Genomic DNA, 25,703 nt, shown 5'->3' on the forward strand with positions numbered 1-25,703 from the left:
TTATTGATTGGCTATACATGTTTGATTTCATTCGTACTCACCAGCGTCTGATGCAGTTCCTGCTGCTGCTGTTCATCTTCCCGTCGTTCGCTTTCTTCGGCCTGGAAGGCTACAGCCGCCTGACCGACGACAACGGCGTGGCCAAGGTGGCCGGCCAGACCATCACCAAGGAAGAGTGGGACGCCGCGCATCGCCAGCAGCTGGACCGCATGCGCCAGGTGTATGGCAATCAGTTCGACAGCAAGATCTTCGACAGCCCGCAGGCGCGCCGCGCCATCCTCGACAACCTGATCGCCCAGCGCGCTCTGGGTGCCGAAGTGGTGGCCAGCAAGCTGGTGGTGCCGGACCAGGTGCTGCAGCAAAGCATCCTGCAGATCCCCGGCCTGACCAAGCCGGACGGCAGCTTTGACAACGAGCAGTACCGCGTGCTGCTGGCCGCGCAGGGCATGACCCAGAAATCCTACGAAGCCGGCCTGCGCCGCGAGATGGCCCTGCAGCAGCTCAATGCCGCGATCCAGACCACCGCCTTCGCCCCCAAGACCGTGGCCGAGAACCTGTCCAGCCTGAACGACCAGGAGCGCACGGTCCAGATGCTCAACTTCAAGCCGGAAAGCTACGCCGGCCAGGTCAAGGTGAGCGATGACATGCTAAAGGCCTACTACGACAAGAACGGCGCCCGTTTCGAGACTCCGGAACAGGCCGACATCGAATACGTGGTGCTGGATGCCGCTGCCGTGGCGGCCCAGGCCAGCGTCACCGATGACGACATCAAGGCCTACTACGAGCAGAACCAGAAGCAGTACGCCACTGAAGAACAGCGTCGCGCCAGCCACATCCTGATCACCGTCAAGAAGGATGCCTCGGCCGCCGACAAGGCTGCCGCCAAGACCAAGGCCGAAGGTCTGGTGGCACAGCTGCGCAAGAACCCGGGCGACTTCGCCAAGCTGGCCAAGGCCAATTCGCAGGATCCGGGTTCGGCCGACAATGGCGGCGACCTGGGTTACTTCAGCCGTGGTGTGATGGTCAAACCCTTCGCCGATGCCGCCTTCAGCCTGAAGCAGGGTGAGATCAGCGATCCGGTCGAATCCGATTTCGGTTATCACGTCATCGAAGTGACCGGTATCAAGCCGGCGTCGGTCAAGCCGCTGGAGTCGGTCAAGGCCGAGATCGGAGCCGAGATCAAGAAGCAGATCGCCGCCAAGAAGTATTCCGAAATGGCCGACCAGTTCAACAACCTGGTCTATGAAAACGGCGACAGCCTCAAGGCCGTCTCCGACAAGCTCAAGCTGAAGATCCAGACTGCCTCGGGCGTGACCCGCAATCCGAATCCGGCTGCCGGCGCTGCGCCGTACAACAATGGCAAGTTCCTGGCCGCCCTGTTCACCGACGACGTGATCAAGGCCAAGCACAATACCGAAGCCGTGCAGACCGCCCCCAACACCCTGGTGGCCGGCCGCATGACCAGCTACAAGCCGGTGGCCAAGCGTCCGTTCGAGGAAGTCAAGGCCGATGTGCAGAAGGCCGTTCTGTTGGCCGAAGAGCAGTCGCTGGCGGTCAAGGCCGGCCAGGAACGCCTGGCGCAGCTGCAAGCCAAGGATGATGCGACTGGTTTCAGCGACGCCAAGGTGGTCTCGCGCGTGAAGTCCGAGGGCTGGACCCAGGAAGCCTTCAACGCCGTCATGAAGGCCGATACCGCCAAGCTGCCGGCCTACGTCGGCGCAGAGACCCCGGGCATGGGCTACCAGATCTACCGCATCACCAAGGTGGAACAGCCCAAGACGGTCGACACCGCGCGCCGCAAGGCCGAGCAGGAACAGATCACCGCCGCCTTGTCGCAGCAGGAAGCGCTGGGTTACCTCGACTATCTGCGCGAGAAGGCCAAGACCAAGCTGTTGAAGGGCGCCGCCGCCGTCAGCGCGGATGACGCCGCCAAGTAAGGTCAAGGGCATGGCCCGCCTTTGGGGCAATGCATGCACATGGCGCACCAGGATCGTGAATCGGTGTGCAGTGCTGCCCCAAGGCGGGGAATTGTCGGCATGACCGCCACAATTTACTAAAAAATTTACAAGGGCCGCTTTTCCAGCGGCCGTTTTTGTTTCATCATGGACACCGGCGCTGCATTCGAGCGGGATGCACAAGGGAGCCGGCACCGGGGAATCCGCTTCATTTCTTCCATCGTCGTTGGCGTTTCGTCAGCTTTCCACCCAGCGGGAAAAGGCAGTTTTTGTGCTGCCGAGATGAATTTCCTGTCATCCGCACGTCATGTTGCGCCGTTTCGGAAACAAACGGCTGCCGTACTTGTTGTCGCTTTCTCCAGTCGACATTCGAAAAGCATCGCAGGGGGTATTTCCACGAGGAGTGCGTCCGATGCGAGTCTTGCCCTGAATACGACCACGTTTTTATGCCTGCCCCAGTCCTGATCATACAAACCGGCGATGCCAATCCCGCCCTCAAGACCAACTACGGTGGTTACGCCGACCAGATAGGCTGCGCCGCCGGCCTGTGCCACACCGAGATCGAAGTCGTGACCGTCTATGAAGGGCAGCGCCCGTCCTGCCCGCGCAGCTACCGGGCAGTCTTCATCACCGGCTCACCGGCCATGGTGACCGACAAGGAAGACTGGAGCGAGCGCACCGCCGAATGGATCCGCGACGCCGCCGAGCTCGACACCCCCATGTTTGGCATCTGCTACGGCCACCAGCTGCTGACCCACGCCTTTGGCGGCGAAGTCGGCTACAACCCGGCCGGCCGCGCGGCCGGCACCATGCACGTGAAGACGCTGGAATGCTGCCGCCAGGATGAATTGCTGGGTGTGCTGCCTTCGGAGTTCCCGGCCCACATGCTGCACATGCAGTCGGTGCTGCGTCCGCCCAAGGATGCCATCGTCATGGCGCGTTCGCCGATGGATCCCCACCACGTCATCAAGCACAAGCACAACGTCTATTCGACCCAGTTCCACCCCGAGTTTTCGCCGGAGTTCGTGCGGGCGCACCTGCATTACTACACCGATATCTATCGCGGCTGCGGCATCGACGCCCAGGCGCTGTGCGAGAAGGTGTGTGACACGCCGCAATCGACCGGATTGCTGCGGCGATTCTTGGAGTTGTACGCGCGGCATTGAATTTTGGATCGCTGCAACAGTTGAGCAGGCGCTCTTGATGCTGCTCATTGCATACCGTGCAATACATCAGGCAATGGGGGCGGATCTAGCCGGCTTGATGGCCCCATGCTTGCATTTTTCCCACCCATTCGTCGAATGCGGGGCATTTGGCACGGATGGCTTCGATGCCGATGGATTCCGCAATCAGTGGTCCATGTTCCGTTTTAGAGTAGCTGCCCGCTGAGAAAATGTTGAGCAGACGTTTTGAGGGGGCAGTCTCTATGCTGTCGTTGATCTCTTCCGGGCTGGCGAATGCCCGGTTGACGGCGACCAGTGCTTGCCTGGCTTCCTCGCTCCAGCCATCCTCCACCCAAGCAAATGCCTCCGGATCGGAAAATAGCAGTCCCTCAAATTCGTACATTTGAACATAGGGCAATACGAAGCGGGGATCATAGCCTTTGATCCCTGCCAGGCGCGCCTGGACTTCAGCTTCCAATTGCGCACGGCTACGGCCTTCGCGGTCCTGAAAGCCGTAGAAGTCAACCAGGGTCGTGATGCGGTCGGTCTGGTGATATTGATGCGACATGAACCTGACCAGACGCTCGATCGTGACGCGGCCGCCTCGGTGATTCCCGGAGGGGGACTGCAGCAAGGAAGGGAAAGCCTGCACCTGACTATGGAGCAGATAGGGGGCCAGACAGGACTTCACGAATTCCACCTCGGTCTGCCCCTCGCAGACGACGCAGACACGGATCATTCCATGCCTCCCACTGCCTGCTTGAGCCAGATATCAGAAAGCTGATATTCGTCATCCAACCACTCCTGATACTGGACACGTGGCAAATTGCGCAGCGTTGTTTCACCCTCCTCGGCGCTGGCAATAATGATGTTTTCCAGTTCGAAGCAGTCGACCAGATAGGGGGACTGCGTGGCGATGAAGACCTGGCGCGTCTTGGCCAGACGTTTGAACATTTCCGCGACCAGGGTGATGGCATGCGGATGCAGTCCCAACTCCGGCTCGTCGAACAGCATCAAATCCGGCAGCGTGGCTGGCGGCATGTTCAACAAGGTCAACAGGCAGAACAGGCGCAGCGATCCATCCGAGGTCAGGTGCGATCCGAACACCTTGTCACTATGCCGCCCGGCCCAGCGCAACAGCACCTTGCCGGCTTCCTCCTCCAGCACGAAGTCCTTGAATGCAGGAAGTACACGGCTGATCTGGCGGTTGATCAATGCATACCGCTTGCTGTCCGTATTGCGCAGGTTCAACAACACGGCCGCCAGATTGCCGCCGTCCGAACGCAGACGCAAGCAGTCGGTGACGTCCCATCGATGGTGGATGGCGGCGTTGCTGGAAGTGTCATGGAACTGATAAGTGGCGCACTGCCGGAACAGATGGAGAATGGACTTGGCGACCACGCTGCTCTGCTCTGATAAACCCGATTCCTTGGCGACCGTGCCGATCTCAATCCAATCCGCTTGAGTCGAGACACCGTCGGCTGCGTGGCGATAGGCTTCGTTCATGATCATGACGGAGTCGCCCGCAGCGAGATGGGCCAGTTCGAAGCGATAAGCGGTTTGTCCCTGATCGGTTTGCAGGCAGAGCTCGGCGCGGATGCTTGGGGTCTTGCGCGCTCCCATGAAAAACTGGTCGTCGCCTCCGCCATGGCGCAGCACGAATTCCTGCAGATTCCTTGTCTTGAGCATCCAGCTGACCATGTCGAAGAAACGAATCAGCGTGGACTTGCCTGCACCATTGGCACCGATCAGGAGCGTCAGCTGTGGAAGCTCCAGATGATGGACCTTGTTGAGGCTGCGAAAGCCTTCAACGGTGATGGAACGAATCCGGTTCGTCGTCCTTGTCGGGTGGGGCGCGGTCATCCAGGCATCCTCTGTCCAAGCATCGAAAAAGAGCGATAGGATAGTGCAAAAATCCAGGCCAGGGGGCTTACTTCACCCCGACCAGCGGCTTCAGATGCGGCCACACATTGTCCAGCAGCCTGGGCTGGGCCTGTTCATTGGGATGGATGCGGTCGGCCTGGAACAGCGAAAGATCGGCGGCAATCCCCTCGAAGAAGAACGGCACCAGTGCCACCTTGTTGCTCTTGGCCAGATCCTGGTACATCCCGGCGAAGCGGCGCGTGTAGTCGGGGCCGTAATTGGGCGGAATCTGCATGCCCACCAGCAGCACCTTGGCCTTCTGCTGGCGCGCCAGGTCGATCATGGCCTGCAGGTTGTCCTGGCTGGTCTTCAGCGGCAGGCCGCGCAGGGCATCGTTGGCGCCCAGTTCAATCACCAGGACCTCCGGCTTGTGCTGCGTCATCAGTGCCGGCAGGCGGTTGCGCCCGCCGATGGTGGTGTCGCCGCTGATGCTGGCGTTGACCACCCGGTAATCCGCCTTGCTCTGTTGCAGCCGCTGCTGCAGCAGTCCGGTCCAGCCGGTGCCGCGCTGCAGCCCGTATTCGGCCGAGAGGCTGTCGCCGAGCACGAGCAGGTTTTTTGGGGCAGAATAAGCGCTCGTCGCCGCTACCACCAGCGCGACGCCCGCCAGCAGCCGCACTGCCGCGCCCAACAGCGCCTTGCGCCTCGCCCCTGTTCCGGACCCTCTTGCCCGATTGCCCTGCATGCCTGCTTCCGCTCCTGCCAGTTCCGCCGTCATTGCCGCCATTGAAGTCCTTCAGTTATCCAAACACGTTGCCGATGTCTCCGCGCCTGCCGGCCGGCTGACCATCCTGAGTGACATCGATTTTACCGTGGCCGCCGGGACCACGGTGGCCATCGTCGGCGCCTCCGGCTCAGGCAAGTCGACCTTGCTGGGCCTGCTGGCTGGACTGGATACGCCCAGCGAAGGTTCCGTGCGGCTCGATGGCGAAGACATCTACGCCCTCGACGAAGACGGCCGGGCCCTGCTGAGAAAGCGCAAGCTGGGGTTCGTGTTCCAGTCCTTCCAGTTGCTCGGGCACCTCAATGCCCTGGAAAACGTGATGCTGCCGCTGGAACTGCGCGGGGACAGCCAGGCCCGATCCAAGGCTGAACAGATGCTGGGCCGCGTGGGCCTGGGCAGCCGGCTGAAGCACTATCCCAAATATCTCTCCGGCGGTGAGCAGCAGCGCGTGGCGCTGGCGCGCGCCTTCGTCACCGAGCCGCCACTGCTGTTCGCGGATGAGCCGACTGGCAGCCTCGATGCGGCGACCGGCGAATCGGTCATTCAGTTGATGTTCGAACTGAACCGCGAGCGCGGCTCCACGCTGGTGCTGGTGACCCATGACCCCGGCATCGCGGCGCGCTGCGAGCGCACCCTGACCATCGCGGCCGGACGGCTGGTGAAGTAATTCCGACCGATCAGACGGATTCCATCGGATCGGCAGGCGGCAGCGGGTGCGCCCGCTTGTGTTCGATATAGGCAATGCCGATGCCGCTGGTGCAGATGATGGCAATGCCCAGCACCGTGATCTGGTCCGGGAACTGCCCGAAGACCAGCCAGCCCATGCCGCAGGCCGAGATGATCTGGGCGTAGAAGAAGGGCGTGAGCACCGAGGCTTCCGCGTGCCGGTAGGCCGAGTTCTGCAGGAAATGGCCAATGGTGCTGGTGATGCCGGTCGAGACCAGGATCGCCAGTTCCACCACCGTCGGCGTATGGCTGGTCCAGAAGAAGGGCACCAGCAGCGTCGAGACGATGCTGCCCACCAGCGCGCCATAGAACAGCGTCACCATCGGATTGTCCGCCTGGATGGCCTTGCGGTTGAGGATGGATAGCAAGGCTTGGGTGAAGGCCGAGACCAGGCCCAGCGCCACGCCCACCGGCGGGATGTCGCCGCTGGGGCGGATCACGATCAGCATGCCCGTAAAACCGATCAGCACCGCAATCCAGCGTGACAGATAGCTGCGCTCGCCCAGCAGCCAGGGAGAGATCGCCAGCACGATCATGGGCGCGCAGAAGTTCATGGCCGTGCCTTCGGCCAGCGGTACGATCTTCAACACCGAGAAGAAAATCAGCGTCGAGGCCAGCAGCAGTGCGCCGCGCCCCAACTGCAGTCCCAGCCGGTTCGACTTCAGGATGCTGCGCCCGTGACGCCGCCGGTAGAGCGGTGCCAGCGTGGCCGCCATGAAGAACAGGTTGATGGTGTAGCGCATCCACGCAATCATCACCACGTGATACCCGGCCAGCGCCAGCAGCTTGCCGGCCGTATCGAGCAAGGACAGCGTCCACAGGCCCGCGATGAGGAAAATGATGCCCAGCTTATGGTTGTGGGCGATGCGGATGTAAGGCAGGACGGCGCTGGACATGGTCTCGGAGGATCTGGTTGAACACGGCACGGATGGCCGGGATGAATTCGCTGGCGGTCAGCCCCACTGGCCCCTGGCCGGCAGCCACCAGCTGGTCGGCGGCGGCGCCATGGATCCAGGTGGCGGCCAGTGCCGCGGCACGGGTCGGCCAGCCCTGCGCCAGCAGTGCGCCGCACAGGCCGGACAGCACGTCGCCGGTGCCGGCGGTGGACAGAGCAGGATTGCCGCTGGGGTTGATGGCGATCTCGCCATCGGGGAAGGCGATGACGGTCCCCGCGCCCTTGAGCACGGTGATGGCGTTGAACTGGCGGGCCAGCAGGCGCGCGGCCTGCGGGCGGTCCTGCTGGATTTGCTGGGTGGTGCTGTCGAGCAGGCGTGCTGCCTCCAGCGGATGGGGCGTGATGATGCTGCAGGCCTCCTTGCTGCGCTGGCTGCGGCGATGCAGCTTGTGCTGCAGCGTGGGTTCGGCCGAGATCAGGTTCAGGGCATCGGCATCGACCACGATGTCGGCTTCGCTGTCGAGCGCCCGCGCCAGGATGTCATGCGCATGGCGCGAGGTACCCAGGCCGGGGCCGATCACCAGCGCCGCGCTGGCGCCGAATTCGACACGGTCGGCCAGGCGGAACATCAGTTCGGGATGCTTGTCGTCGTAGGCCGGGCCATCGTCGACGAAGGCCACATAGACCCGTCCAGCCCCGCCGAAGGCGGCGGTGCGTGCCGCCAGCACCGGCGCACCGGCCATGCCGCGCGCACCGCCCACCACGATGACGTCGCCGTAGCTGCCCTTGTGGCTGTTGTTGGCACGTGGCTTGAGCGCGGTGGCAAAACTCTGCGGACCATTCAGGAAGGCACGCGCCGGCGGCAGCAGGGCGGTGTCGATCTCCAGCGCGTCGACCACGATCTGGCCGCTGTGGTCGCTGCCGTCACAAGTGTGCAGTCCCGGCTTGTCGCCGATGAAGCTCAGGGTATGGGTGGCCTGCACCGCCACGCCCTCGCGGCCGCCCACGATGCTGCCGGTATCGGCATTCAGTCCGCTGGGGACATCGATGGACAGCACCGGGCAGCGCAGGCTGTTGATGTACTCGATGATGGGCCGCAGGGCCGGGCCCGGCGGGCGCGTCAGGCCGATGCCGAACAGTCCGTCGATTACCAGCGCCCAAGAGCGGGCGCGCAGCGGGACATCCCCCGTTCCTTCAATGAACTCCAGCTCGGCCTCGCGCGCCCGTGCCAAGGCACGGCGCGCATCGGCAGGCTGGCGGCTTTCATCGGCGTGCAGCTGAACGCTCACTTCGATGCCGGCTTCTTCCAGCAGGCAGGCGGCTTCCAGTGCGTCACCGCCATTGTTGCCGGGCCCGGCCAGAACCAGCACCGAGGGCGAGGAGGCCGTGGTCGAACACAGCAACTGCTGGGCCTGCTCGGCGATGGCGGCGCCGGCGCGCTGCATGAGGGTGTAAGGAGGCAGGGCGGACAGGGCCGCTTGTTCAACCTGGCGGATCTCGGCAACGGAATGGAGCGCGCTCATGATCGGGGTGGCAGGGACGTTGAGTGGATGGGCGTCAGTGCAGCAGGCAGATCGCTGGAACCCGCGAAAGATCGGCGCTGGGAAGCCAAGTGAAGAAAAATTCACCTGCTCAAGCGCTGGTCACGCGGGTGCTTGATTTTAAGTGAATTGTTCTGCCAGCGCAGGCGCTTCGGCGATTTTCATCGATGAAAAGAATGCACGCGGTCGGCCTGCACCGCGTGGTTCGGCAACTGCTCGCTCAGCCGAGCACGTCACGCGGCAGCAAGCCTTCGACCGGGATTTCGCTGTCATCGCCGCTGATCATGTCGCACAACAGGCGCGCCGAACCGACGCTGGCGGCCCAGCCGGTGGCACCGTGGCCGACATTGACGAAGACGTTGCCTTGCCGCGTCGGTCCCACCACAGGCAGGCCGTGCGGCAGCAGGGCCATGGTATTGCTCCAGAAATGCGCCTGGTTGTAGTTGGCGGCATTGGGGTAATAGTCGCCGGCAATCTTGAGCAGGTTGCGCAGCGCCTTGGGCGGCAAGGTCTGGCTCTGCGGCACGAAGCCCAGCAAACCACTGATGCGGATGCGGCTGCCCAGGCGCGTCATGCTGACCTTGTAGCTGTCGTCATGCAGGGCCATGCTGGGTGCATCATCCGGATTCTTCACCGGCACCAGCGCCGAATAGCTCTGCAGGGCCAGCAGCGGCAGGTCGGTATCGAGCGGACGCAGCAGTTCGGCGCTGGACATGCCGGCTGCCACTACCACGGCATCAACCCGCATTTGCGAGGCCAGATGAGGCGAGCTGACGTGCAGCGTCAGGCGGCCGCCGAATTCGGTGTTGATCGAGGTGACGGTGGAATCGAAATGGAAGCTCACCCCCAGCTCCTGGGCCGCATTGCGCATCTGCTTGGCAAACAGCACGCAGTTGCCGGCCATGTCTTCCGGGTAGTAGAGCGCGCCGGAGAGCTTCGCTTCCGACGAGAAGGCCGGTTCCAGTGTGCGGATGCCGGCCGCGTCCAGGGCCTGGTGCTTGAACTCGCATTGGCCGGCGGCTTCCTCCAGCTGCGCCATGCGGGCCGCTTCGGCCGGTTGGCGGAAGAGGTGGAACACGCCCTGGCCATTTTCATGGTCCAGGTTGTGATGGGCCTGCAATTGCAGGGTCAGGCTCTGGCCGTAGGCCGACAGGCGCGTCAGGCGCAGCTTGTTCCCGGCAAAATCGTGGTGCTGGGCCTGGCGCGTGGCGCGCATCCAGCGCCGGCGGCCGAAATCGGTGCCGGGGGCCAGCAGGACCCGCGGCTCGTCCTGGAAGCGGCAGGCGAAGGTCGCCATGGCACCCGGCAATGTCAGCGGCATGGCCGCCCCCGGTGCCAACAGTCCTGAATCGCCGAAGGTGGCTTCTTCGGCCACGTGCGCACGGCGCTCGATGACGGCAACTTCATAGCCTCTGGCGGCCAGGAAGTAGGCGCTGCAAATCCCTGAAAGTCCCCCGCCGATGACGGCGATCTGTCGTTGTGTGCTGTTCACTCTGTTCGTCTTGGAAGCGGCAGGGCCGCTGTGGTCGTGGGCATCGGCCATGGATCGCCGGGCTGGCCCTGCGCCGATGCGGGCCGAATGATACCGCGAAATTTCCTTGCAGTTTGGATATTGCCGCAGGGCTACGTGCGTCCTGCCCGAAAGGGGGGACATTTTCTGCTTCAAATGACAACGTCTGGCGACACGGCGCGGATGACAGCGGTCTGCTGCATCGCGCTGCCGCCCGCTTGGAGGCAGGGCGGCCCCGCCGCTCGCTTTGCGCGGGACTTGGCGCGGTGTCCACTGTATAATGCCGGCTCTGCCAGCAAACGCGCGCACGATCCATCATTCCGCCAGTCCCCGACCTGCACGATTTTTCCTTGTGCGACGCGTCATCCGGGGCGGTCGGTGTCGGTGGACCGGTCCCTGCCGCGATGCTGCGACGGTTTTCCCGATTCAAGCTAACTGCCTCGACCTCGCCATGCTGATCCTGCCGGGCTCCAATGCCCTTTCCGCTTTCCGTACCCAACGCCTTCTGACCCAATTGCAAGCAGTGGATGCCGCCATCACCGGCGTATCCGGCCGCTATCTGCACTTCGTCGACGCCGGCCAAGCCCAGGCCCTGACGCGGGAGGACGAGGCACGCCTCAACGGCCTGCTGACCTATGGCGATCCCTTCAATGGCAGCGACGAGGGCGATGCCTTCGTGGTGATCCCGCGCTTCGGTACCATCTCGCCGTGGGCCAGCAAAGCCACCGACATCGTGCGCAACTGCGGCATGGGCCACATCCACCGGGTCGAGCGCGGCATCATCTTCCGCGTGCAGGTCAAGACCGGCCTGCTGGGGGGGGCCAAGAAACTGAATGAAGCCAGCATCCCGGCCGTGGCCGCGCTGCTGCACGACCGCATGACCGAAACCGTGCTGCGCGATCCGCAGGACGCCGCCGGCTTGTTCTCGGAACTGCAGGCCAAGCCGCTGGAATCGGTGGACGTGATCGGCGGCGGCCGTGCCGCGCTGGAACGCGCCAACACCGAACTGGGCCTGGCCCTGTCGGATGACGAGATCGATTACCTGGTGGACGCCTTCACCAAGGCCCAGCGCAATCCGACCGACGTCGAACTGATGATGTTCGCCCAGGCCAACAGCGAACACTGCCGCCACAAGATCTTCAATGCCGACTGGACCATCGACGGCGAAAAGCAGGACAAGTCGCTGTTCGGCATGATCAAGAACACCCATCAACTGGCGCCCAAGGGCACCGTGGTGGCCTATTCGGACAACTCCTCCATCATCGAGGGCGCGACCGTCTCGCGCTTCTACCAGCGTGGCGCCACCAAGGGCAACGTCTATGAAGCCTCGGACGAGCTGACCCATATCCTGATGAAGGTCGAGACCCACAACCACCCGACCGCCATCTCCCCGTTCCCGGGTGCCTCCACCGGCGCCGGCGGCGAGATCCGCGATGAAGGAGCGACTGGCCGAGGCTCCAAGCCCAAGGCCGGCCTAACTGGCTTTACCGTGTCCAACCTGATGGTCACCCATGCGGTGCAGCCGTGGGAAAACGCCCGCGACGTCGCCCAGCCGGTGGACCAGCGCGATGAACACGCCCAGGGCGGCATCTACGGCAAGCCGGAGCGCATCGCTTCGCCCTTGCAGATCATGATCGACGGCCCGCTCGGTGGCGCAGCCTTCAACAACGAATTCGGCCGTCCCAACCTGGGCGGTTACTTCCGCACCTACGAGCAGAACGTGGGCGGGCAGGTCATGGGCTATCACAAGCCCATCATGATCGCCGGCGGCATGGGCAACATTTCCGCCAAGCACACCAAAAAGAACGACCTGCCGGTGGGCAGCCTGCTGATCCAGCTGGGCGGCCCCGGCATGCGCATCGGCATGGGCGGTGGTGCTGCGTCCTCGATGGCTACCGGCGTGAATACTGCCGATCTGGACTTCGATTCGGTCCAGCGCGGCAACCCGGAAATGGAGCGCCGTGCCCAGGAAGTCATCAATGCCTGCTGGGCGCTGGGCGACGACAATCCCATCCAGTCCATCCACGACGTGGGTGCGGGCGGCCTGTCCAACGCCTTCCCCGAGATCACCAATGATGCCAAGCGCGGTGCCATCTTCGACCTGCGCAAGGTGCCGCTGGAAGAAAGCGGCCTGGCTCCGCGCGAGATCTGGAGCAACGAATCCCAGGAGCGTTACGTGCTGGCCATCCTGCCGGAACACCTGGACCTGTTCAAATACCTGTGCGAGCGCGAGCGCGCCCCCTTCGCTGTGGTCGGTACCGCCACCGAGGAACGCCAGTTGAAAGTCATCGACCCCGAGCACAACAACAGCCCGGTCGACATGCCCATGGATGTGCTGCTGGGCAAGCCGCCCAAAATGCACCGCGACGTGCAGCACGTCGAGAAGCAATTGCCGCCGGTGGACCTGACCGGCATGGAGCTGGTGGATGTGGCCCAGCGCGTGCTGCGCCTGCCGGCCGTGGCCGACAAGTCCTTCCTGATCACCATCGGTGACCGCAGCGTCGGTGCCATGACCGTGCGCGACCAGATGGTCGGTCCCTGGCAGGTGCCGGTGGCTGACGTGGCCGTGACCGCCATGGGCCTGGAAGGCTACCTCGGCGAAGCCATGGCCATGGGCGAGCGTACCCCGCTGGCGGTGATCGACGCTCCGGCCTCGGGCCGCATGGCTGTCGGTGAAGCCATCACCAACATCGCTGCCGCCCCCATCGCCGAGATCGGCGACATCAAGCTGTCGGCCAACTGGATGGCGGCCTGCGGCCAGCCCGGCCAGGACGCCGCGCTGTTCGATACCGTCAAGGCCGTGGGCATGGAGTTGTGCCCGGCACTGGGAATCTCGATCCCCGTGGGCAAGGATTCGCTGTCCATGCGCAGCACCTGGAGCGATGAAGCGGGCGCCAAGTCGGTGACTTCGCCGGTCTCGCTGATCGTCTCCGGCTTTGCGCCGGTGACCGACGTGCGCCGCGTGCTGACCCCGCAACTGCGCAAGGACAAGGGCGAAACCGTCCTGATCCTGATCGACCTGGGCCGTGGCAAGAACCGCATGGGTGCCTCGGCGCTCACGCAGGTGATGCAGCAGATCGGCAACGAGACGCCGGACGTGGATAGCGCAGAAGACCTGAAGGCCTTCTTCGACGCCATCCAGCAACTCAATACAGAAGACCGCCTGCTGGCCTACCACGACCGTTCCGATGGCGGCCTGTATGCCACCCTGGCCGAAATGGCCTTTGCGGGTCACACCGGCATCTCGGTCAATCTCGACATCCTGACCATGGAAGCCGAGCACGCCGCAGACTGGGGCGATTCCAAGAACTGGACCACGCAAGTGGCCGAACGCCGCAATGAACTGACCCTGCGCGCGCTGTTCAGCGAAGAACTGGGTGCGGTGATCCAGGTTCCGGCCGAGCAGAAGTCGGACGTCATGAACGTGCTGCGCAGCTACAACCTGGGCGCGTGCAGCCACATCATCGGCAAGCCCAACGACCGCGACGTGATCGAATTCATGCGCGACGCCAAGAACATCTACAGTCAGCCGCGTGCCGAGCTGCACCGCGTCTGGAGCGAGACCAGCTGGCGCATCGCCCGCCTGCGCGACAACCCGGCCTGCGCCGATGCCGAATACGAACGCCTGCTGGATGCAGCCGACCCCGGCATGACGCCCAAGCTGACCTTCGATCCGCAGGAAGACATCGCCGCACCCTACCTGTCGCTGGGCGCAGCGGCGCGTCCCAAGGTCGCCATCCTGCGCGAGCAGGGTGTGAACTCGCACATCGAGACCGCCTATGCCATGCACAAGGCCGGCTTCACCGCCGTGGACGTGCACATGAGCGACCTGATCGCCAACCGTGCCAAGCTGGATGACTTCAAGGGCTTCATCGCCGTGGGCGGCTTCTCCTACGGTGACGTGCTGGGCGCCGGCGAAGGCTGGGCCAAGACGATTCTCTTCAATGCGCAGCTGGCCGAGCAGTTCTCGCGCTTCTTCCAGCGCCAGGACACGTTCTCGCTGGGCATCTGCAACGGTTGCCAGATGATGAGCAACCTGAAGTCCATGATCCCGGGCGCCGAAGCCTGGCCCAAGTTCACCCGCAACAAGTCCGAGCAGTTCGAGGCGCGTTTCGTGATGGTGGAAGTGGCCGATTCGCCGTCCATCTTCATGCAGGGCATGGCCGGTACCCAGGCACCGATCGCCACTGCCCACGGTGAAGGTTTTGCCGACTTCTCGCAGACCGGTGACATCGACAAGGCCCTGATCGCCATGCGCTACGTCGACCATCGCGGCGCGGCCACCGAAGCCTATCCGTTCAACCCCAACGGTTCGCCGCAGGGCATCACCTCGGTGACCACCCCGGACGGCCGCTTCACGGTCCTGATGCCGCACGCCGAACGCGTGTTCCGTACCGTGACCCAATCCTGGCACCCGGAATCGTGGGGCGAGGATTCGCCGTGGATGCGCATGTTCCGCAATGCCCGCAAGTGGGTGGGTTGAGCCGGAAATGGCTTGAAATGAAGTTTCCTGTTTCGATTGCCCGCTGTGTGGGGCACTCGGGCAGGGGCTGAAAAAGCAGGATGAAAAAAAACGCAGTTCCTTTCGGAACTGCGTTTTTTGTTTCTGCTGCGCGGTCGGATGATGACGCTTCCCCGAAGGAAAGCGCCGTCCTCAAGCCGGATCAGAAGATGTGACGAATGCCAACGCCGACGGTGGTCAGGTTGCTCTTGCCGTTGGCCGAGTTGGTGATCTCGTACACGGCAGCATCCTTGGCCTTGTTGTAGTCCACGGTGGTGTACAGCTGGGTGCGCTTGGACAGGGCGTATTCGGCCACGCCCACGACGGTGTAACGCTTGCCGTCGCCGACATTGCCCAGGGCCTGGTAGGCCACGTTCTTGCTCTTGTCGTAGTACACGCCGCCGGTCAGGCTCAGTGCAGCGGTGGCCTGGTAGTTGGCACCGAAGAAGTAGCCATCATCCTTGCGTTCCACGCCGACGGTGTTGCCACCTGCGGTGTTGGCCAGCGAGTAGTTGGTGGTTTCCATGAACAGACCGTTCAGGCCGGTCGCGTCCTTCATGCGGTAGTAACCGGCGAAGACCTTGGCCGCGCCGAAGGCGTAGGAAGCCGACAGGTTGTAGGTCGTGGCCTTGTTGCGTGCAGGCGTGGTGTCCACGGTTTGCTGGAAGCCGCCACCGATGGCGAAGCCACCGTTGTTGTAGCGCAGGGCGGTGCTGATCTGGCTGCCGCTGCGGGTCGAACCGGCTTGCTCGCCGAAGGCGTAGCTCACGGAAGCGGCCACGGGGCCGAACTGGCCGTCATAGCGCACGGTGTTGTCGCTGCGCACGCGGGTGGCGGCAGCCGGCATCCAGGAGTTGGTTTCGTAGTTGCCGACGGTCAGCGGATCGAAGTGATCAGCCATCAGGTCGAACAGGGCGGTGTTCTGGCGGCCCACGGAGACCTTGCCGAAGTCACCGGCCAGGCCAACCCACGATTGACGACCGAACAGACGGCCACCTTGTTGGGCGGCGCCGGTGTCGCTGCTGAAACCGTTTTCCAGACGGAACACTGCCTTCAGGCCGCCACCCAGGTCCTCGGTCCCCTTGAAACCGATACGGCTGTTGGAAATGGCGCCATTGTCCATGCGCACGTTGCTGCTGCCCTGGGCATTGTCATTGCTCAGATAACGAATGCTGGTGTCGACGATGCCGTAGATGGTCACGGAGGACTGGGCAAAGGCTGCGCCGCCGGTGGTCAGGCCGGCTGCCAGCAGCAGCATGGAACTCTTCTTCATAGGTTTCTCTCCAGAAAGCACGATGTTGTGTTGTTGATGGCGCCGCGGATCAGCCTTGTGTGCCTCTCCCCGAAACACCTCTTTTATCGCCGCGACCGCAGTCAACGTGGCCGGCCGCAGCCTGTCCCTATTTGGAACTGGATCGAAGAATATCAGAACGATGGTTCGCAAAATGCGCGAAATGCTGCAGGAAAATTCCTCTTTTTTAATTATTTAGTGAATTTATATGATTATAAAAAATATATTGCGTAAATCTTTTATAAAAATAAATCTTCACTATGAAACTGGATTTGTGTCTTCCATATGACAGGAAAGCCAATTTCAGCGGTTTTTTGGAGGAAATCCGGGGTTTACAAGCGACTTTTTGACGTTTCAAGCAGAACTTGTGCGTGCAAACGTAGCTAAAAAGCAACATGCCCGGCAAGGAAACCTGGCCGGGCATGCGGGGAGAGCGATGAAGAGGAGGGCGCGCGGCCGTCCTCTTCGGCGATCAGGGCGTCAGGCTTATTGCACCTTGGCCTTGGCGCGCAGTTGCTCCTGGTAAGCCTGCAGCTTCTTCTGTTGCAGGGCTTCGGCGATCTGCGGCTTGACTTCGTCCAGGGTCGGGACCTTGGCCGGGCGCACATCTTCCAGCTTGATCACGTGCCAGCCGAACTGGGTCTGCACCGGAGTCTGGGTGATGTCACCCTTCTTCAGGGCCACCATGGCGTCGGAGAACGGCTTGACGAAGGAGGCCGGGGTCGCCCAGTCGAGGTCGCCACCGTTGGCTGCCGAACCGGTGTCCTTGGATTGCTTGGCCAGGTCTTCGAACTTGGTACCGGCCTTCAGCTTGGCGATGATGGCTTCGGCGTCTTCCTTCTTGTCCACCAGGATGTGGCGGGCGTGGTATTCCTTGTCGCCGGCCTGGGCCTTGAACTTGTCGTATTCGGCCTTGATGTCGGCGTCGGAGACCGGGTTCTTCTTCAGGTAGTCAGCGATCAGGGCGCGGATGACGATGGACTGGCGGGCCAGTTCCAGCTGGTTCTTGACGTCGGTGCTGTTGGACAGGCCTTGCTTGTCGGCTTCCTGCATCAGGATTTCACGATTGATCAGCTCTTCCTTGATGGCACCGCGCAGTTGCGGGCTGTCAGGCTGGCCTTGCGCAGTCATCTGCTTGACCATCAGTTCGGCGCGGGAGGAAGGGATCGCCTTGCCGTTCACGACGGCCAGGTTTTGAGCGAAGGCCGGGATGGAAGCGATGGCGAACAGCAGCACCAGCAGACGAGCGGGTTTGAATGTCATTGTTGAATCCTAGAAAAGAAAGGAATGAATCAAAACGGAGAAGAAAAACAGGAGGGGCTTGGATAAAAGCAGGCGTCGGTCTTTGTTCTTGGTCTCAGTTCGTTGCCTCTGATGGGGAGAGCGCCACTATGGCCAGCGCATGGATCTCCTGCTGCATCAGGTCGGACAGGCAATCATACACCAGCCGATGGCGGTTCAACCGATTTTTGCCCTCGAACAAGTCGGAAACCAGGCGGATCCTGTAATGTCCTCCGCCAGAGGCGGCACCGGCATGTCCAGCATGCAGGGCCGACTCATCCTCGACCAGACAGACCTGCGGCGAGAAAGTTGCAGTCAGGCGTTCGGTGATGCGCTGCACGCGGGTGTCAGCGGCGTTCATTCGGCATCCTTCATGTACTTGGAGAGGAACAGGCTCTGGCCGATGATGAAGGCAAACATCAGGCCCATGCTGCCGAACATCTTGAAGTTGACCCAGGTATCCAGCGAGTAATTGAAGGCGATGTACAGGTTCAGCACGCCCATGACCGCGAAGAACACGATCCAGGCCAGGTTCAGGCGCGGCCAGATCGCTTCGGGCAGGGTGACCTGCTTTTCCATCATGACGCGGATGAGATTTTTCTTCATGAACAGCTGCGACACCAGCAAGGCCAGGCCGAAGGCCCAGTACAGGATGGTCGGTTTCCACTTGATGAAGGTATCGTCACGGAAATAGATGGTGGCACCGCCAAAGACCACGATGATGGCCAGCGACACCCACAGCATGCCGTCCACCTTGCGCCGGCGCAGCAGCAGCCAGGCGATCTGGCCCAGCGAGGCGACGATGGCGACCGCGGTCGAGAGCAGGATCGGGGCCTGGCTGGCCGTGACGGCACCGGCCGACATGGCCCCGCCCAGGTATTGCATCACCAGGTCCTGCGCGGCCGAGGGATGGCCCTCGGCCCATTTGAAGACGCCGAAAAACAGGATGACGGGGAACAGGTCGAACAGAAACTTCATCGGGGTGGCTTCTTCAGTGAGTCAATGAAACGGTGGAGGAGCGGCTTACGCCGGGTCGAAACGCAGCGAAGCCGAATTGATGCAATAGCGCAGTCCGGTCGGCGGCGGGCCGTCGGGGAAGACGTGGCCCAGGTGGGCGTCGCAGACGTTGCAGATGATCTCGGTGCGAATCATGCCATAACTGCGGTCCACTTTCTCGCGCACGTTGGCCGGATCGATGGGTTCGAAGTAGCTGGGCCAGCCGCAGCCGGAATCGAATTTGGCATCCGAGGTGAAGAGCGGCGTGTCACAGCAGACGCAGGTATAGGTGCCGGCTTCATGGTGATCCCAGTAGCGGCCGGTGAAGGCGCGCTCGGTGGCGGCTTCGCGGGTGACCTGGTATTCCATCGGGTCCAGTTGTTCGCGCCATTGCGCTTCGGTCTTTTCTACACGTTTGTTCATGCTTGGCTCCTTTGGGGATGACGGGCGGCGGGCAACTGCGGCCTGCTCAGGAAGAAAGTTTCAGATGTGTCAAAAGTCAGGCCATGCTTCAGGATGAGCAGCTCACTTCCAGGTGACGGGCCCACTCCGGCGGCAGCGCCGCATAGCGCTCGAATTCGGGCTGTTCGTCAAAGGGATGTTGCAGGATCTGCTGCAGGCGGGCCACTTCCCTGAAATCCTTCTCCAGCGCACGGTCGATGGCGTCCTGAGCGAGGTAATTGCGTAGCACGTACTTGGGGTTGGCCGCGTGCATTGCAAGCCGGCGGTCAGCGTCGTCGCTGTCTTCGGCGCGCAGGCGGGCGCGGTATTGCGCGGCCCAGGCATCGAAGGCGGGGCGGTCGAGGATGAGATCGCGTACCGGCTCGTCGTCAGCCGTATTGCCGATGCGCAAGTCGCCCAGGCGGCGGAAGAACAGGGTGAAATCCACGCCATTGGCTTGCAGGATGGCAAACAGCGCTTCAATCAGTTGCTCATCCTCGGGCTGTTGCGTACGCAGCCCCAGCTTGGCGTGCAGCAACTCGGCATGGCGCGCCTGGAAGATGGCTTCATAGTCGGCCAGCGCCGCTTCGGTCTGCTCCACCGAGCCGATCAGCGGCAGCATGGCCTGACCCAGCGCGAAGCAGTTCCATTGGCCGATGCGCGGCTGCATCTGGTAGCTGTAGCGGCCCTGGCGGTCGGTGTGGTTGCAGATGTGGCGGGCGTCGAAGGCTTCCATGAAGCCGAAGGGGCCGTAATCCAGCGTCAGGCCCAGGATGGACATGTTGTCGGTATTCATCACGCCATGCATGAAGCCCACGGCCTGCCATTGCGCCATCAGCGTCGCCGTGCGGCGGGTGACTTCTTTCAGCAGGGCCTGATACGGGTTCTCTTCAGACAGCAGTTCCGGATAGAACTGCTCGAGTACGGTATCGGCCAGAATCTTCAGTTCATCGAAGCGCTGGTTGTAATACCAGTGCTCGAAAGAACCGAAGCGGATGAAGCTGGGGGCCATGCGGGTGACGACGGCGGCGGTTTCCGGGGCTTCGCGCATGACGCGCTGGTCCGAGCCGATCACGGTCAGGGCGCGCGTGGTCGGGATGCCGAGCGCGGCCATGGCTTCCGAACAGAGGAATTCGCGGATCGAGGAGCGCAGCACGGCACGGCCATCACCCATGCGCGAATAGGGGGTCATGCCCGCGCCCTTGAGCTGCAGCTCGATGCGTCCCTGGCCGTCGGCGGCCGGCAGGTCACCCAAGGTGATGGCGCGGCCATCGCCGAGCTGGCCGGCCCAGACGCCGAACTGGTGGCCGGAATAGACGGCCGACAGCGGCGTCGAACCGGGCGGGATGAGGTTGCCGGCGAAGATGTCGAGGAAGCTGAAGTGCTCATCGGCCGGCCGTGGCAGCCCGGCCGTGGCCGCGGCTGCCTCGCTGAATCCGACCAGGTAGGGCGCGGGCAGGGGCGTGGGCTGCAGCCGGGTATAGAAGGCCGGCGGCAGTTCGGCGAAACGGTTCCCGAAAGGGGGCAGCGGATAGGATTGCGTCATGGTCAGCCTGTGGCGCGCAGCCCGGACCGGGCCGCAATCCGCTATTTTGACAGAGAAGCGCGAATCCCATAGGATCGCTGCACTTTTGCGTCCTGCCGTGCCTGGCCGGGCGCGGTAAGCTCTTCAACCTCCTCGATACGGCATCTCCCCGCAAGGCTGGCAATTTGGAATTCGCGCTGATCACCTTCCTGAACGGCCTGGGCTACGGCTTTTTGCTGTTCCTGCTGTCCTCGGGTCTGACGCTCATCTACAGCATGATGGGCGTGCCCAATTTCGCCCATGCCAGCTTCTACATGCTGGGTGCCTATGTTGCCTATGCACTGGCTGGCATCCTCGGATTCTGGTGGGCGCTGCTGCTGGCGCCCCTGATCGTGGGTGTGGCCGGGGCGCTGGTGGAGCATTACGGCCTGCGCATCGTGCATCGCTATGGGCATGTGCCGGAATTGTTGTTCACTTTCGGTCTGTCCTATCTGGTGGTGGAACTGGTGCAACTGGTGTGGGGCCGCTCGCCGGTGCCTTATCGCATCCCGCCCGAACTGGACGGCACGCTGTTTACCCTGTATTCGACCGCCTTCCCGGTCTATCGCGGCTTCATGCTGCTGGTGGCGGCCTTGATGCTGCTGGCCTTGTGGCTGTTGCTGCGCCATACCCGCATCGGACTGGTGATCCAGGCCGCGCTGACCCATCCGCAGATGGCCGAAGCGCTGGGCCACAACGTGCCGCGCGTGTTCATGCTGGTATTTGGCGGCGGCTGCGCACTGGCGGCGCTGGCAGGCGTGATCGGTGGCAATGCCTTCGTCACCGAGCCGGGGATGGCGGCGGCCGTGGGCAGCATCATCTTCGTGGTGGTGGTGGTGGGCGGGCTGGGCTCGCTGGCCGGAGCTTTCATCACCTCCCTGCTGATCGGCATGATGCAGACCTTTGCGGTGGCGCTGGATGTCTCGCTGGCCAGCCTGGGCTTGCAGGTGCCGTCCGGCAGCGCGCTGGCACCGCTGGCGCGGCTGACATTGGCGCAGGTGGCACCGGTCTTGCCCTATCTGCTGCTGGTGGTGATGCTGATCGTGCGTCCCAAGGGCCTCATGGGCCGGCGGGAGAGTTGAGCCATGCGACGGATCGTGCTTCCCTGGCTGCTCTTTGCCCTGATGCTGCTGGCCGCACCGCTGGTGTTTCCGCAGAGCGCAGCGTTGTCGCTGCTGTCGCAGATGGGCACGATGGTGCTGCTCTGCCTCTCATACAACATGCTGCTGGGCGAGGGTGGCATGCTTTCTTTCGGGCATGCGGTGTATTCCGGCCTGGGCGCCTTTGGGGCCATTCACCTGATGAACCGCATGGCCGATGGCGTGCTGGCCTTTCCGGTGACGCTGGTCCCGCTGGCCGGCGGCCTGACCGGCGCGCTTTGTGCGGTGGTGCTGGGCTATCTCACCACGCGCCGCGCCGGCACGACGTTCGCCATGATCACGCTGGGACTGGTGGAACTGGTCTCGGCCTGCGTGTTGATGTTTCCCGAGGTTTTCGGCGGGGAGGGCGGCATTTCGGGCAACCGCGTCATCGGCGCGCCCGTGCTCGGGATCAGCTACGGTCCGCAGATTCAGGTGTATTACCTGATCGCCGGCTGGCTGCTGGTCTGTGCCGTCGCCATCCATGCCCTGCGCCATACCCCGCTGGGCCGCATCCTCAATGCCGTGCGCGACAATCCTGAACGCGCCGCCTTCCTCGGCTACGATCCGCAGCGGGTGCGCTATCTGGCCTTGATCCTGTCGGCTTTCTTTGCCGGCGTCTCTGGCGGGCTGTCGGCCATCAATTTCGAAATCGTCAGTGCGGAATACGTCGGAGCGCTGCGCTCCGGCACCATCCTGCTGTTCACCTTCATCGGTGGCACCGCCTATTTTTACGGGCCCGTCATCGGGGGCGTGGTCGGGGTGCTGTTTTCTTCCTGGTTGTCGGCCTATACGCAGGCCTGGCAGTTCTATCTGGGTGCGCTCTTCATCCTGATCGTGATGACTACGCCGGGCGGGCTGGCCAGCCTGATCGACCGCAGCTGGCACCTGCTGCAAGGCGGGCAGGTGAATGCCCGTCTTGCGGGACGTCTGGCATGGTGGCTGGCGGCTGCACTCTGTACCTTGACGGGTGTCATCCTGGCGACCGAGATGGCGTATCAGGCCAGCCTGGGCAGCCTCGCCGATACCGGCGAAGGTGCTGCATCGCTGATGCTATGGGGCTGGCGCATCGACGTTCATGCCGCTGCCCCGTGGGGCATTGCAGCGCTCTGCGTGGTGGTGGGCGCGGGTGCGCTGGTGGCCTGGCAACGTTCGGGGAGGGCGCGATGACGGCCCCTTTGCCACTGGTACTGCAGGATGTGCACAAGGCCTTCGACCGCAGCGAGATCCTGCGTGGTGTCGATCTGCAATTGCAGCCCGGCGAACGCTGTGCCCTCATCGGGCCGAATGGAGCCGGCAAATCCAGCCTGTTCCACGTCGTCTCGGGACGCTATCGCGCTGATGCCGGCCGCGTGCTACTGCACGGACGCGACATCACGCGCGAGCCACCCCAGCAGATTCACCGGCTGGGCCTGGCACGCAGCTTCCAGATCACCAGTCTGTTCCCGCGCCTGAGCGCTTTTGAGAATGTGCGTTGCGCGCTCTTGTGGACGCTGGGCTACCGCTATGCCTTCTGGCGTCGCATCGGCCAGTTGCGCGATGCCAGCGAGCGGGCGCTGTCCGTGCTGGACAAGGTCGGTCTGGCCCAACGTGCCGAGGTGGCCGCAGGCGAGCTGAGCTATGCCGAGCAGCGCGCCCTGGAGCTGGCAGTGACCATTGCGGCCGATGCCTCCGTGATCCTGCTGGACGAGCCGACCGCCGGCATGAGCCGTGCCGAGAGTGCCGCCATGGTCGCGCTGATCCGCGAAGTCACCGTCGGCAAGACCCTGCTGATGGTGGAACACGACATGCAGGTGGTCTTCGGCCTGGCCGACCGCATCGCGGTCATGGACAACGGCCGCGTGATCGCTTGCGACAGCGCCGAGCGCATCCGTGCCAATCCAGATGTCCAGGCGCTGTATCTGGACCGGAGGCCCCATGGATAAATCCTCTGCCTTGCTCAGGATGACTGGCCTGCAGGCCTGGTACGGCCAGAGCCACGTACTGCATGGCGTCTCGCTGGAGGTGGCGCGCGGGGAGATCGTCAGCATCCTGGGCCGCAACGGCGCGGGCCGTTCGACCCTGCTCAAGGCCGTGATGGGCCAGGTGCGCAGTACGGGGGAGATCGATTTCGAGGGCCGTTCGCTGGCCGGTCTGGCCACCTACGCCATCGCGCAGCGCGGCATCGGCTACGTGCCGGAAAGCCGCGATGTCTTTCCGGCGCTCACCGTGCAGCAAAATCTGCTGCTCGGCCGCAAGAGCGGGCCGATACCGGACGATGGCTGGCGCGAAGAGGAAGTATTGACCTTGTTCCCGTCCCTGGAACGGCGCTACAAGGTGGCGGCCGGGGCGCTGTCGGGCGGGGAGCAGCAGATGCTGGCGCTGGGCCGCGCACTGATGGGCAATCCCCGGCTGTTGCTGATCGACGAACCGACCGAGGGCCTGTCGCCGCAGATGGTCGGGCAGGTCGCTCATTACCTCGAACTGCTGCGCCAGCGGCAGGTGGCGGTGCTGCTGATCGAGCAGAAACAGGCACTGGCGCTGGAGCTGTCACAGCGGGTTTACGTGATGGGACGCGGCGAAATGGTCTTTCATGGCACGCCGGCGCAACTGGCGGCGGACCAGGCCTTGCAGCAAGAGTGGCTGGCCCTCTGAGGCCAGCGCCGGCGAAAGGGGGCAATTCTCGTGCCGCCACGATGGCCGGGCCATCAGGGGACGCGCACAATCCCCGCTTTAGCCGATCGGGAGATGTTCATGCTGCTCTGGCCCCTGCTGATTTGCCTGGTCGTCCTGGCCCTGTATGCGGCTGACCGCGCCTGGTTGCGTTACGTCCGCCGCGAGGATGTGCCCTTGCACGATCCGCAGGGCTATCTGGAGATGACCGCCCGCATGACCGAACTCTGCCACGGGGACCGGATGCGGGTTGACCAACTGATTGCCCGCCAGCGGCAGCGTTTCCCGCAGGCGGGGCATGCCGAGCTGGTGCGGCTGGCGATGCGGGCATTGCTGGAGCCGCAATCCGCAAGCCAATCGGAACGCAGACGTTGATCCAGGGCGTGCGGACTTTTCTCTTCTGATTACAGCATGGCCGGTGGCAAATCCAATCCCAGGGTGCGCAGCATCTCCTTGCGACGCAGGCGCAGGTCGTCGTCGCTTGCCGGCCATTTGCGGTAGATCGACAAATAATCCAAGGCGATCGAACCTTGGGACTTCGCGTCGTTGTTGCGGCTCTGGCCTTCATTGATGTGCACGACCGGCCCGGAAATACCGAGGAAATTGAAGTCGTATTTGACCACCAGCGAAATCAGGTAATCCCAGTCCTCATGGCTTTGCAGCGCGGCATCCACCAGATGGCGCTTGGCGATGGACGAGGAGAGGATGATGGTGTTGTTGGGGATGAAATTGCTGACCAGCAGGCCGCGGATGTCGGTGCCGCTCATATCGATGTCGGTGCTGGAGATCACCTGGGTGCTCTCGGGCGTACGCATTTCCCTCACCTGGCTATAGGACACGTAGTTGACGGCATCGCTGCGGAAGCGGTTGCATTGGACGATGGCTTGCAGGAAATCGGGCCGATAGCTGTCGTCATCATCCAGGAACAGGATGAAGCGGCCACGCGCCAGCTGCACACCCGCATTGCGTGATTCGGCCGGGCCCTTGGCACCGGGCAGGCAGAGGAAGACATCAGTTTCGCGCAGCAGGCGGCTGGCGACTTCCTTGGTCGCGGCAGTGCCCTCATCCGCCACCAGGACAATCTCGAAATCCCTGAAACTCTGGGCCAGCAAGGATTGCAGAGCGCGTTCAAGGATGGCCGGGCGGCGGTGCGTGGAGACGACGATGGAAAACACGGGCGCAATATGCATGGTCATGAGTCAGTAGTGGGCGGTGGATGTCAGGCGGCCTGTGCCGGTAATCCTGAAAGGAGATCGTCAGGCCATTCGTCCGGGTGGCAGGCAATGCTCTCCCGGCGAACGTAGAAGAGGTGCAGGGTGTCGATGGACATCGGCCCGGCGGGCAGACGATGCAGCAAGATGGGATCCCCCCCGGAATCGACTTTTATTGGGGGCTAACTAT

General features: G+C 63.1%; 22 protein-coding genes. 9 read left to right on the forward strand and 13 right to left on the reverse strand.

Annotated elements, in window-relative coordinates:
* Positions 1 to 17 precede the first annotated feature (17 nt).
* Both E2K99_RS11695 and E2K99_RS11700 read left to right on the forward strand, forming a co-directional pair.
* Entirely contained in the window at positions 18 to 1,937 is a 1,920-nt protein-coding gene (locus E2K99_RS11695) for a SurA N-terminal domain-containing protein (protein ID WP_134222309.1), read from the forward strand.
* 464 nt (positions 1,938 to 2,401) lie between these two features.
* Positions 2,402 to 3,121 carry a glutamine amidotransferase gene (locus E2K99_RS11700; protein ID WP_039788210.1) on the forward strand — a complete coding sequence of 240 codons (720 nt, stop codon included), beginning with the start codon at positions 2,402 to 2,404 and terminating at the stop codon, positions 3,119 to 3,121.
* Positions 3,122 to 3,206: 85 nt separating this feature from the next.
* Here E2K99_RS11700 and E2K99_RS11705 read toward each other — a convergent pair whose 3' ends face one another.
* The 3 genes from E2K99_RS11705 to E2K99_RS11715 form a co-directional block, all read right to left on the reverse strand.
* Positions 3,207 to 3,857 carry a DUF4276 family protein gene (locus tag E2K99_RS11705; protein WP_134222310.1) on the reverse strand — a complete coding sequence of 217 codons (651 nt, stop codon included), beginning with the start codon at positions 3,855 to 3,857 and terminating at the stop codon, positions 3,207 to 3,209.
* Entirely contained in the window at positions 3,854 to 4,981 is a 1,128-nt protein-coding gene (locus E2K99_RS11710) for an AAA family ATPase (protein ID WP_134222311.1), read from the reverse strand. Before E2K99_RS11710 ends, E2K99_RS11705 begins: the two co-directional genes overlap by 4 nt.
* A gap of 67 nt (positions 4,982 to 5,048) precedes the next feature.
* Entirely contained in the window at positions 5,049 to 5,726 is a 678-nt protein-coding gene (locus tag E2K99_RS11715) for an arylesterase (protein ID WP_420840887.1), read from the reverse strand.
* Between E2K99_RS11715 and E2K99_RS11720 the strand changes: the two genes are divergently transcribed.
* Positions 5,725 to 6,432, forward strand: coding sequence for an ABC transporter ATP-binding protein (locus E2K99_RS11720; RefSeq protein ID WP_039788208.1), 708 nt, complete (start codon positions 5,725 to 5,727; stop codon positions 6,430 to 6,432). The genes E2K99_RS11715 and E2K99_RS11720 overlap by 2 nt on opposite strands.
* Positions 6,433 to 6,442: 10 nt before the next feature.
* Here E2K99_RS11720 and E2K99_RS11725 read toward each other — a convergent pair whose 3' ends face one another.
* The 3 genes from E2K99_RS11725 to E2K99_RS11735 all read right to left on the reverse strand — a co-directional run bounded on the left by E2K99_RS11725 (position 6,443) and on the right by E2K99_RS11735 (position 10,419).
* Positions 6,443 to 7,387, reverse strand: a complete 945-nt coding sequence (locus E2K99_RS11725) for a DMT family transporter (RefSeq protein WP_134222312.1) — start codon at positions 7,385 to 7,387, stop codon at positions 6,443 to 6,445.
* Entirely contained in the window at positions 7,341 to 8,909 is a 1,569-nt protein-coding gene (locus E2K99_RS11730) for an NAD(P)H-hydrate dehydratase (RefSeq protein ID WP_121040088.1), read from the reverse strand. The genes E2K99_RS11725 and E2K99_RS11730 overlap by 47 nt, the downstream gene beginning before the upstream one ends.
* A 238-nt stretch (positions 8,910 to 9,147) precedes the next feature.
* A complete protein-coding gene (locus tag E2K99_RS11735; protein WP_134222313.1) occupies positions 9,148 to 10,419 on the reverse strand; it encodes an FAD-dependent oxidoreductase in 1,272 nt (423 codons plus the stop codon).
* A gap of 469 nt (positions 10,420 to 10,888) precedes the next feature.
* Here E2K99_RS11735 and purL point away from each other — a divergent pair, with 469 nt between their 5' ends.
* Complete coding sequence (purL, locus tag E2K99_RS11740; RefSeq protein ID WP_134222314.1) at positions 10,889 to 14,920, forward strand: phosphoribosylformylglycinamidine synthase; 4,032 nt, start codon at positions 10,889 to 10,891, stop codon at positions 14,918 to 14,920.
* Positions 14,921 to 15,101: 181 nt separating this feature from the next.
* On the opposite strand, the gene E2K99_RS11745 is transcribed toward purL, so the two are convergent.
* From E2K99_RS11745 to E2K99_RS11775, 6 genes are all read right to left on the reverse strand, one after another.
* Positions 15,102 to 16,211 carry a porin gene (locus tag E2K99_RS11745; protein WP_134222315.1) on the reverse strand — a complete coding sequence of 370 codons (1,110 nt, stop codon included), beginning with the start codon at positions 16,209 to 16,211 and terminating at the stop codon, positions 15,102 to 15,104.
* Between the two features lie 504 nt (positions 16,212 to 16,715).
* Complete coding sequence (locus E2K99_RS11755; protein ID WP_121040097.1) at positions 16,716 to 17,492, reverse strand: peptidylprolyl isomerase; 777 nt, start codon at positions 17,490 to 17,492, stop codon at positions 16,716 to 16,718.
* A gap of 94 nt (positions 17,493 to 17,586) precedes the next feature.
* A complete protein-coding gene (locus tag E2K99_RS11760; RefSeq protein ID WP_134222316.1) occupies positions 17,587 to 17,871 on the reverse strand; it encodes a BolA family protein in 285 nt (94 codons plus the stop codon).
* The gene (locus E2K99_RS11765; RefSeq protein WP_039788195.1) at positions 17,868 to 18,488 is read right to left on the reverse strand and encodes a septation protein A; all 621 of its coding nucleotides are present in this window, start codon (positions 18,486 to 18,488) and stop codon (positions 17,868 to 17,870) included. The genes E2K99_RS11760 and E2K99_RS11765 overlap by 4 nt, the downstream gene beginning before the upstream one ends.
* A 45-nt stretch (positions 18,489 to 18,533) precedes the next feature.
* On the reverse strand, positions 18,534 to 18,929 hold the full coding sequence (gene msrB / locus E2K99_RS11770; protein WP_034335690.1) for a peptide-methionine (R)-S-oxide reductase MsrB: 396 nt from the start codon (positions 18,927 to 18,929) through the stop codon (positions 18,534 to 18,536).
* Positions 18,930 to 19,017: 88 nt separating this feature from the next.
* A complete protein-coding gene (locus E2K99_RS11775; RefSeq protein ID WP_134222317.1) occupies positions 19,018 to 20,493 on the reverse strand; it encodes a protein adenylyltransferase SelO in 1,476 nt (491 codons plus the stop codon).
* A gap of 164 nt (positions 20,494 to 20,657) precedes the next feature.
* Here E2K99_RS11775 and E2K99_RS11780 point away from each other — a divergent pair, with 164 nt between their 5' ends.
* The 5 genes from E2K99_RS11780 (at position 20,658) to E2K99_RS11800 (ending at position 24,677) form a co-directional block, all read left to right on the forward strand.
* Positions 20,658 to 21,593: a branched-chain amino acid ABC transporter permease gene (locus E2K99_RS11780; protein ID WP_134222318.1), complete on the forward strand. Its 936-nt coding sequence runs from the start codon at positions 20,658 to 20,660 to the stop codon at positions 21,591 to 21,593.
* A 3-nt stretch (positions 21,594 to 21,596) separates the two neighbouring features.
* A complete protein-coding gene (locus E2K99_RS11785) occupies positions 21,597 to 22,820 on the forward strand; it encodes a branched-chain amino acid ABC transporter permease (protein WP_134222319.1) in 1,224 nt (407 codons plus the stop codon).
* Positions 22,817 to 23,575, forward strand: a complete 759-nt coding sequence (locus E2K99_RS11790) for an ABC transporter ATP-binding protein (RefSeq protein ID WP_134222320.1) — start codon at positions 22,817 to 22,819, stop codon at positions 23,573 to 23,575. Before E2K99_RS11785 ends, E2K99_RS11790 begins: the two co-directional genes overlap by 4 nt.
* Complete coding sequence (locus tag E2K99_RS11795; RefSeq protein WP_134222321.1) at positions 23,568 to 24,284, forward strand: ABC transporter ATP-binding protein; 717 nt, start codon at positions 23,568 to 23,570, stop codon at positions 24,282 to 24,284. The genes E2K99_RS11790 and E2K99_RS11795 overlap by 8 nt, the downstream gene beginning before the upstream one ends.
* A gap of 99 nt (positions 24,285 to 24,383) precedes the next feature.
* A complete protein-coding gene (locus E2K99_RS11800) occupies positions 24,384 to 24,677 on the forward strand; it encodes a hypothetical protein (protein ID WP_134222322.1) in 294 nt (97 codons plus the stop codon).
* Positions 24,678 to 24,706: 29 nt separating this feature from the next.
* Here the strand turns inward: E2K99_RS11800 and E2K99_RS11805 are convergent, their stop codons facing one another.
* Positions 24,707 to 25,492 (reverse strand): glycosyltransferase family 2 protein, encoded by a 786-nt coding sequence (locus tag E2K99_RS11805; protein WP_240733893.1) that lies wholly within the window; start codon positions 25,490 to 25,492, stop codon positions 24,707 to 24,709.
* Between the last annotated feature and the right edge of the window lie 211 nt (positions 25,493 to 25,703).

The organism is Herbaspirillum huttiense, from assembly GCF_004367745.1.
GTDB classification, from domain to species: domain Bacteria; phylum Pseudomonadota; class Gammaproteobacteria; order Burkholderiales; family Burkholderiaceae_D; genus Herbaspirillum; species Herbaspirillum huttiense.

Bases quoted from the DNA above. Each gene is read 5' to 3' on its own strand.
- E2K99_RS11695 (WP_134222309.1), top strand. From the start codon at position 18: ATGTTTGATTTCATTCGTACTCACCAGCGTCTGATGCAGTTCCTGCTG.
- E2K99_RS11700 (WP_039788210.1), top strand. From the start codon at position 2,402: ATGCCTGCCCCAGTCCTGATCATACAAACCGGCGATGCCAATCCCGCC.
- E2K99_RS11705 (WP_134222310.1), bottom strand. From the start codon at position 3,857: ATGATCCGTGTCTGCGTCGTCTGCGAGGGGCAGACCGAGGTGGAATTC.
- E2K99_RS11710 (WP_134222311.1), bottom strand. From the start codon at position 4,981: ATGACCGCGCCCCACCCGACAAGGACGACGAACCGGATTCGTTCCATC.
- E2K99_RS11720 (WP_039788208.1), top strand. From the start codon at position 5,725: ATGCCTGCTTCCGCTCCTGCCAGTTCCGCCGTCATTGCCGCCATTGAA.
- E2K99_RS11715 (WP_420840887.1), bottom strand. From the start codon at position 5,726: ATGCAGGGCAATCGGGCAAGAGGGTCCGGAACAGGGGCGAGGCGCAAG.
- E2K99_RS11725 (WP_134222312.1), bottom strand. From the start codon at position 7,387: ATGTCCAGCGCCGTCCTGCCTTACATCCGCATCGCCCACAACCATAAG.
- E2K99_RS11730 (WP_121040088.1), bottom strand. From the start codon at position 8,909: ATGAGCGCGCTCCATTCCGTTGCCGAGATCCGCCAGGTTGAACAAGCG.
- purL (WP_134222314.1), top strand. From the start codon at position 10,889: ATGCTGATCCTGCCGGGCTCCAATGCCCTTTCCGCTTTCCGTACCCAA.
- E2K99_RS11745 (WP_134222315.1), bottom strand. From the start codon at position 16,211: ATGAAGAAGAGTTCCATGCTGCTGCTGGCAGCCGGCCTGACCACCGGC.
- E2K99_RS11755 (WP_121040097.1), bottom strand. From the start codon at position 17,492: ATGACATTCAAACCCGCTCGTCTGCTGGTGCTGCTGTTCGCCATCGCT.
- E2K99_RS11760 (WP_134222316.1), bottom strand. From the start codon at position 17,871: ATGAACGCCGCTGACACCCGCGTGCAGCGCATCACCGAACGCCTGACT.
- E2K99_RS11765 (WP_039788195.1), bottom strand. From the start codon at position 18,488: ATGAAGTTTCTGTTCGACCTGTTCCCCGTCATCCTGTTTTTCGGCGTC.
- msrB (WP_034335690.1), bottom strand. From the start codon at position 18,929: ATGAACAAACGTGTAGAAAAGACCGAAGCGCAATGGCGCGAACAACTG.
- E2K99_RS11775 (WP_134222317.1), bottom strand. From the start codon at position 20,493: ATGACGCAATCCTATCCGCTGCCCCCTTTCGGGAACCGTTTCGCCGAA.
- E2K99_RS11785 (WP_134222319.1), top strand. From the start codon at position 21,597: ATGCGACGGATCGTGCTTCCCTGGCTGCTCTTTGCCCTGATGCTGCTG.
- E2K99_RS11790 (WP_134222320.1), top strand. From the start codon at position 22,817: ATGACGGCCCCTTTGCCACTGGTACTGCAGGATGTGCACAAGGCCTTC.
- E2K99_RS11795 (WP_134222321.1), top strand. From the start codon at position 23,568: ATGGATAAATCCTCTGCCTTGCTCAGGATGACTGGCCTGCAGGCCTGG.
- E2K99_RS11800 (WP_134222322.1), top strand. From the start codon at position 24,384: ATGCTGCTCTGGCCCCTGCTGATTTGCCTGGTCGTCCTGGCCCTGTAT.
- E2K99_RS11805 (WP_240733893.1), bottom strand. From the start codon at position 25,492: ATGCATATTGCGCCCGTGTTTTCCATCGTCGTCTCCACGCACCGCCGC.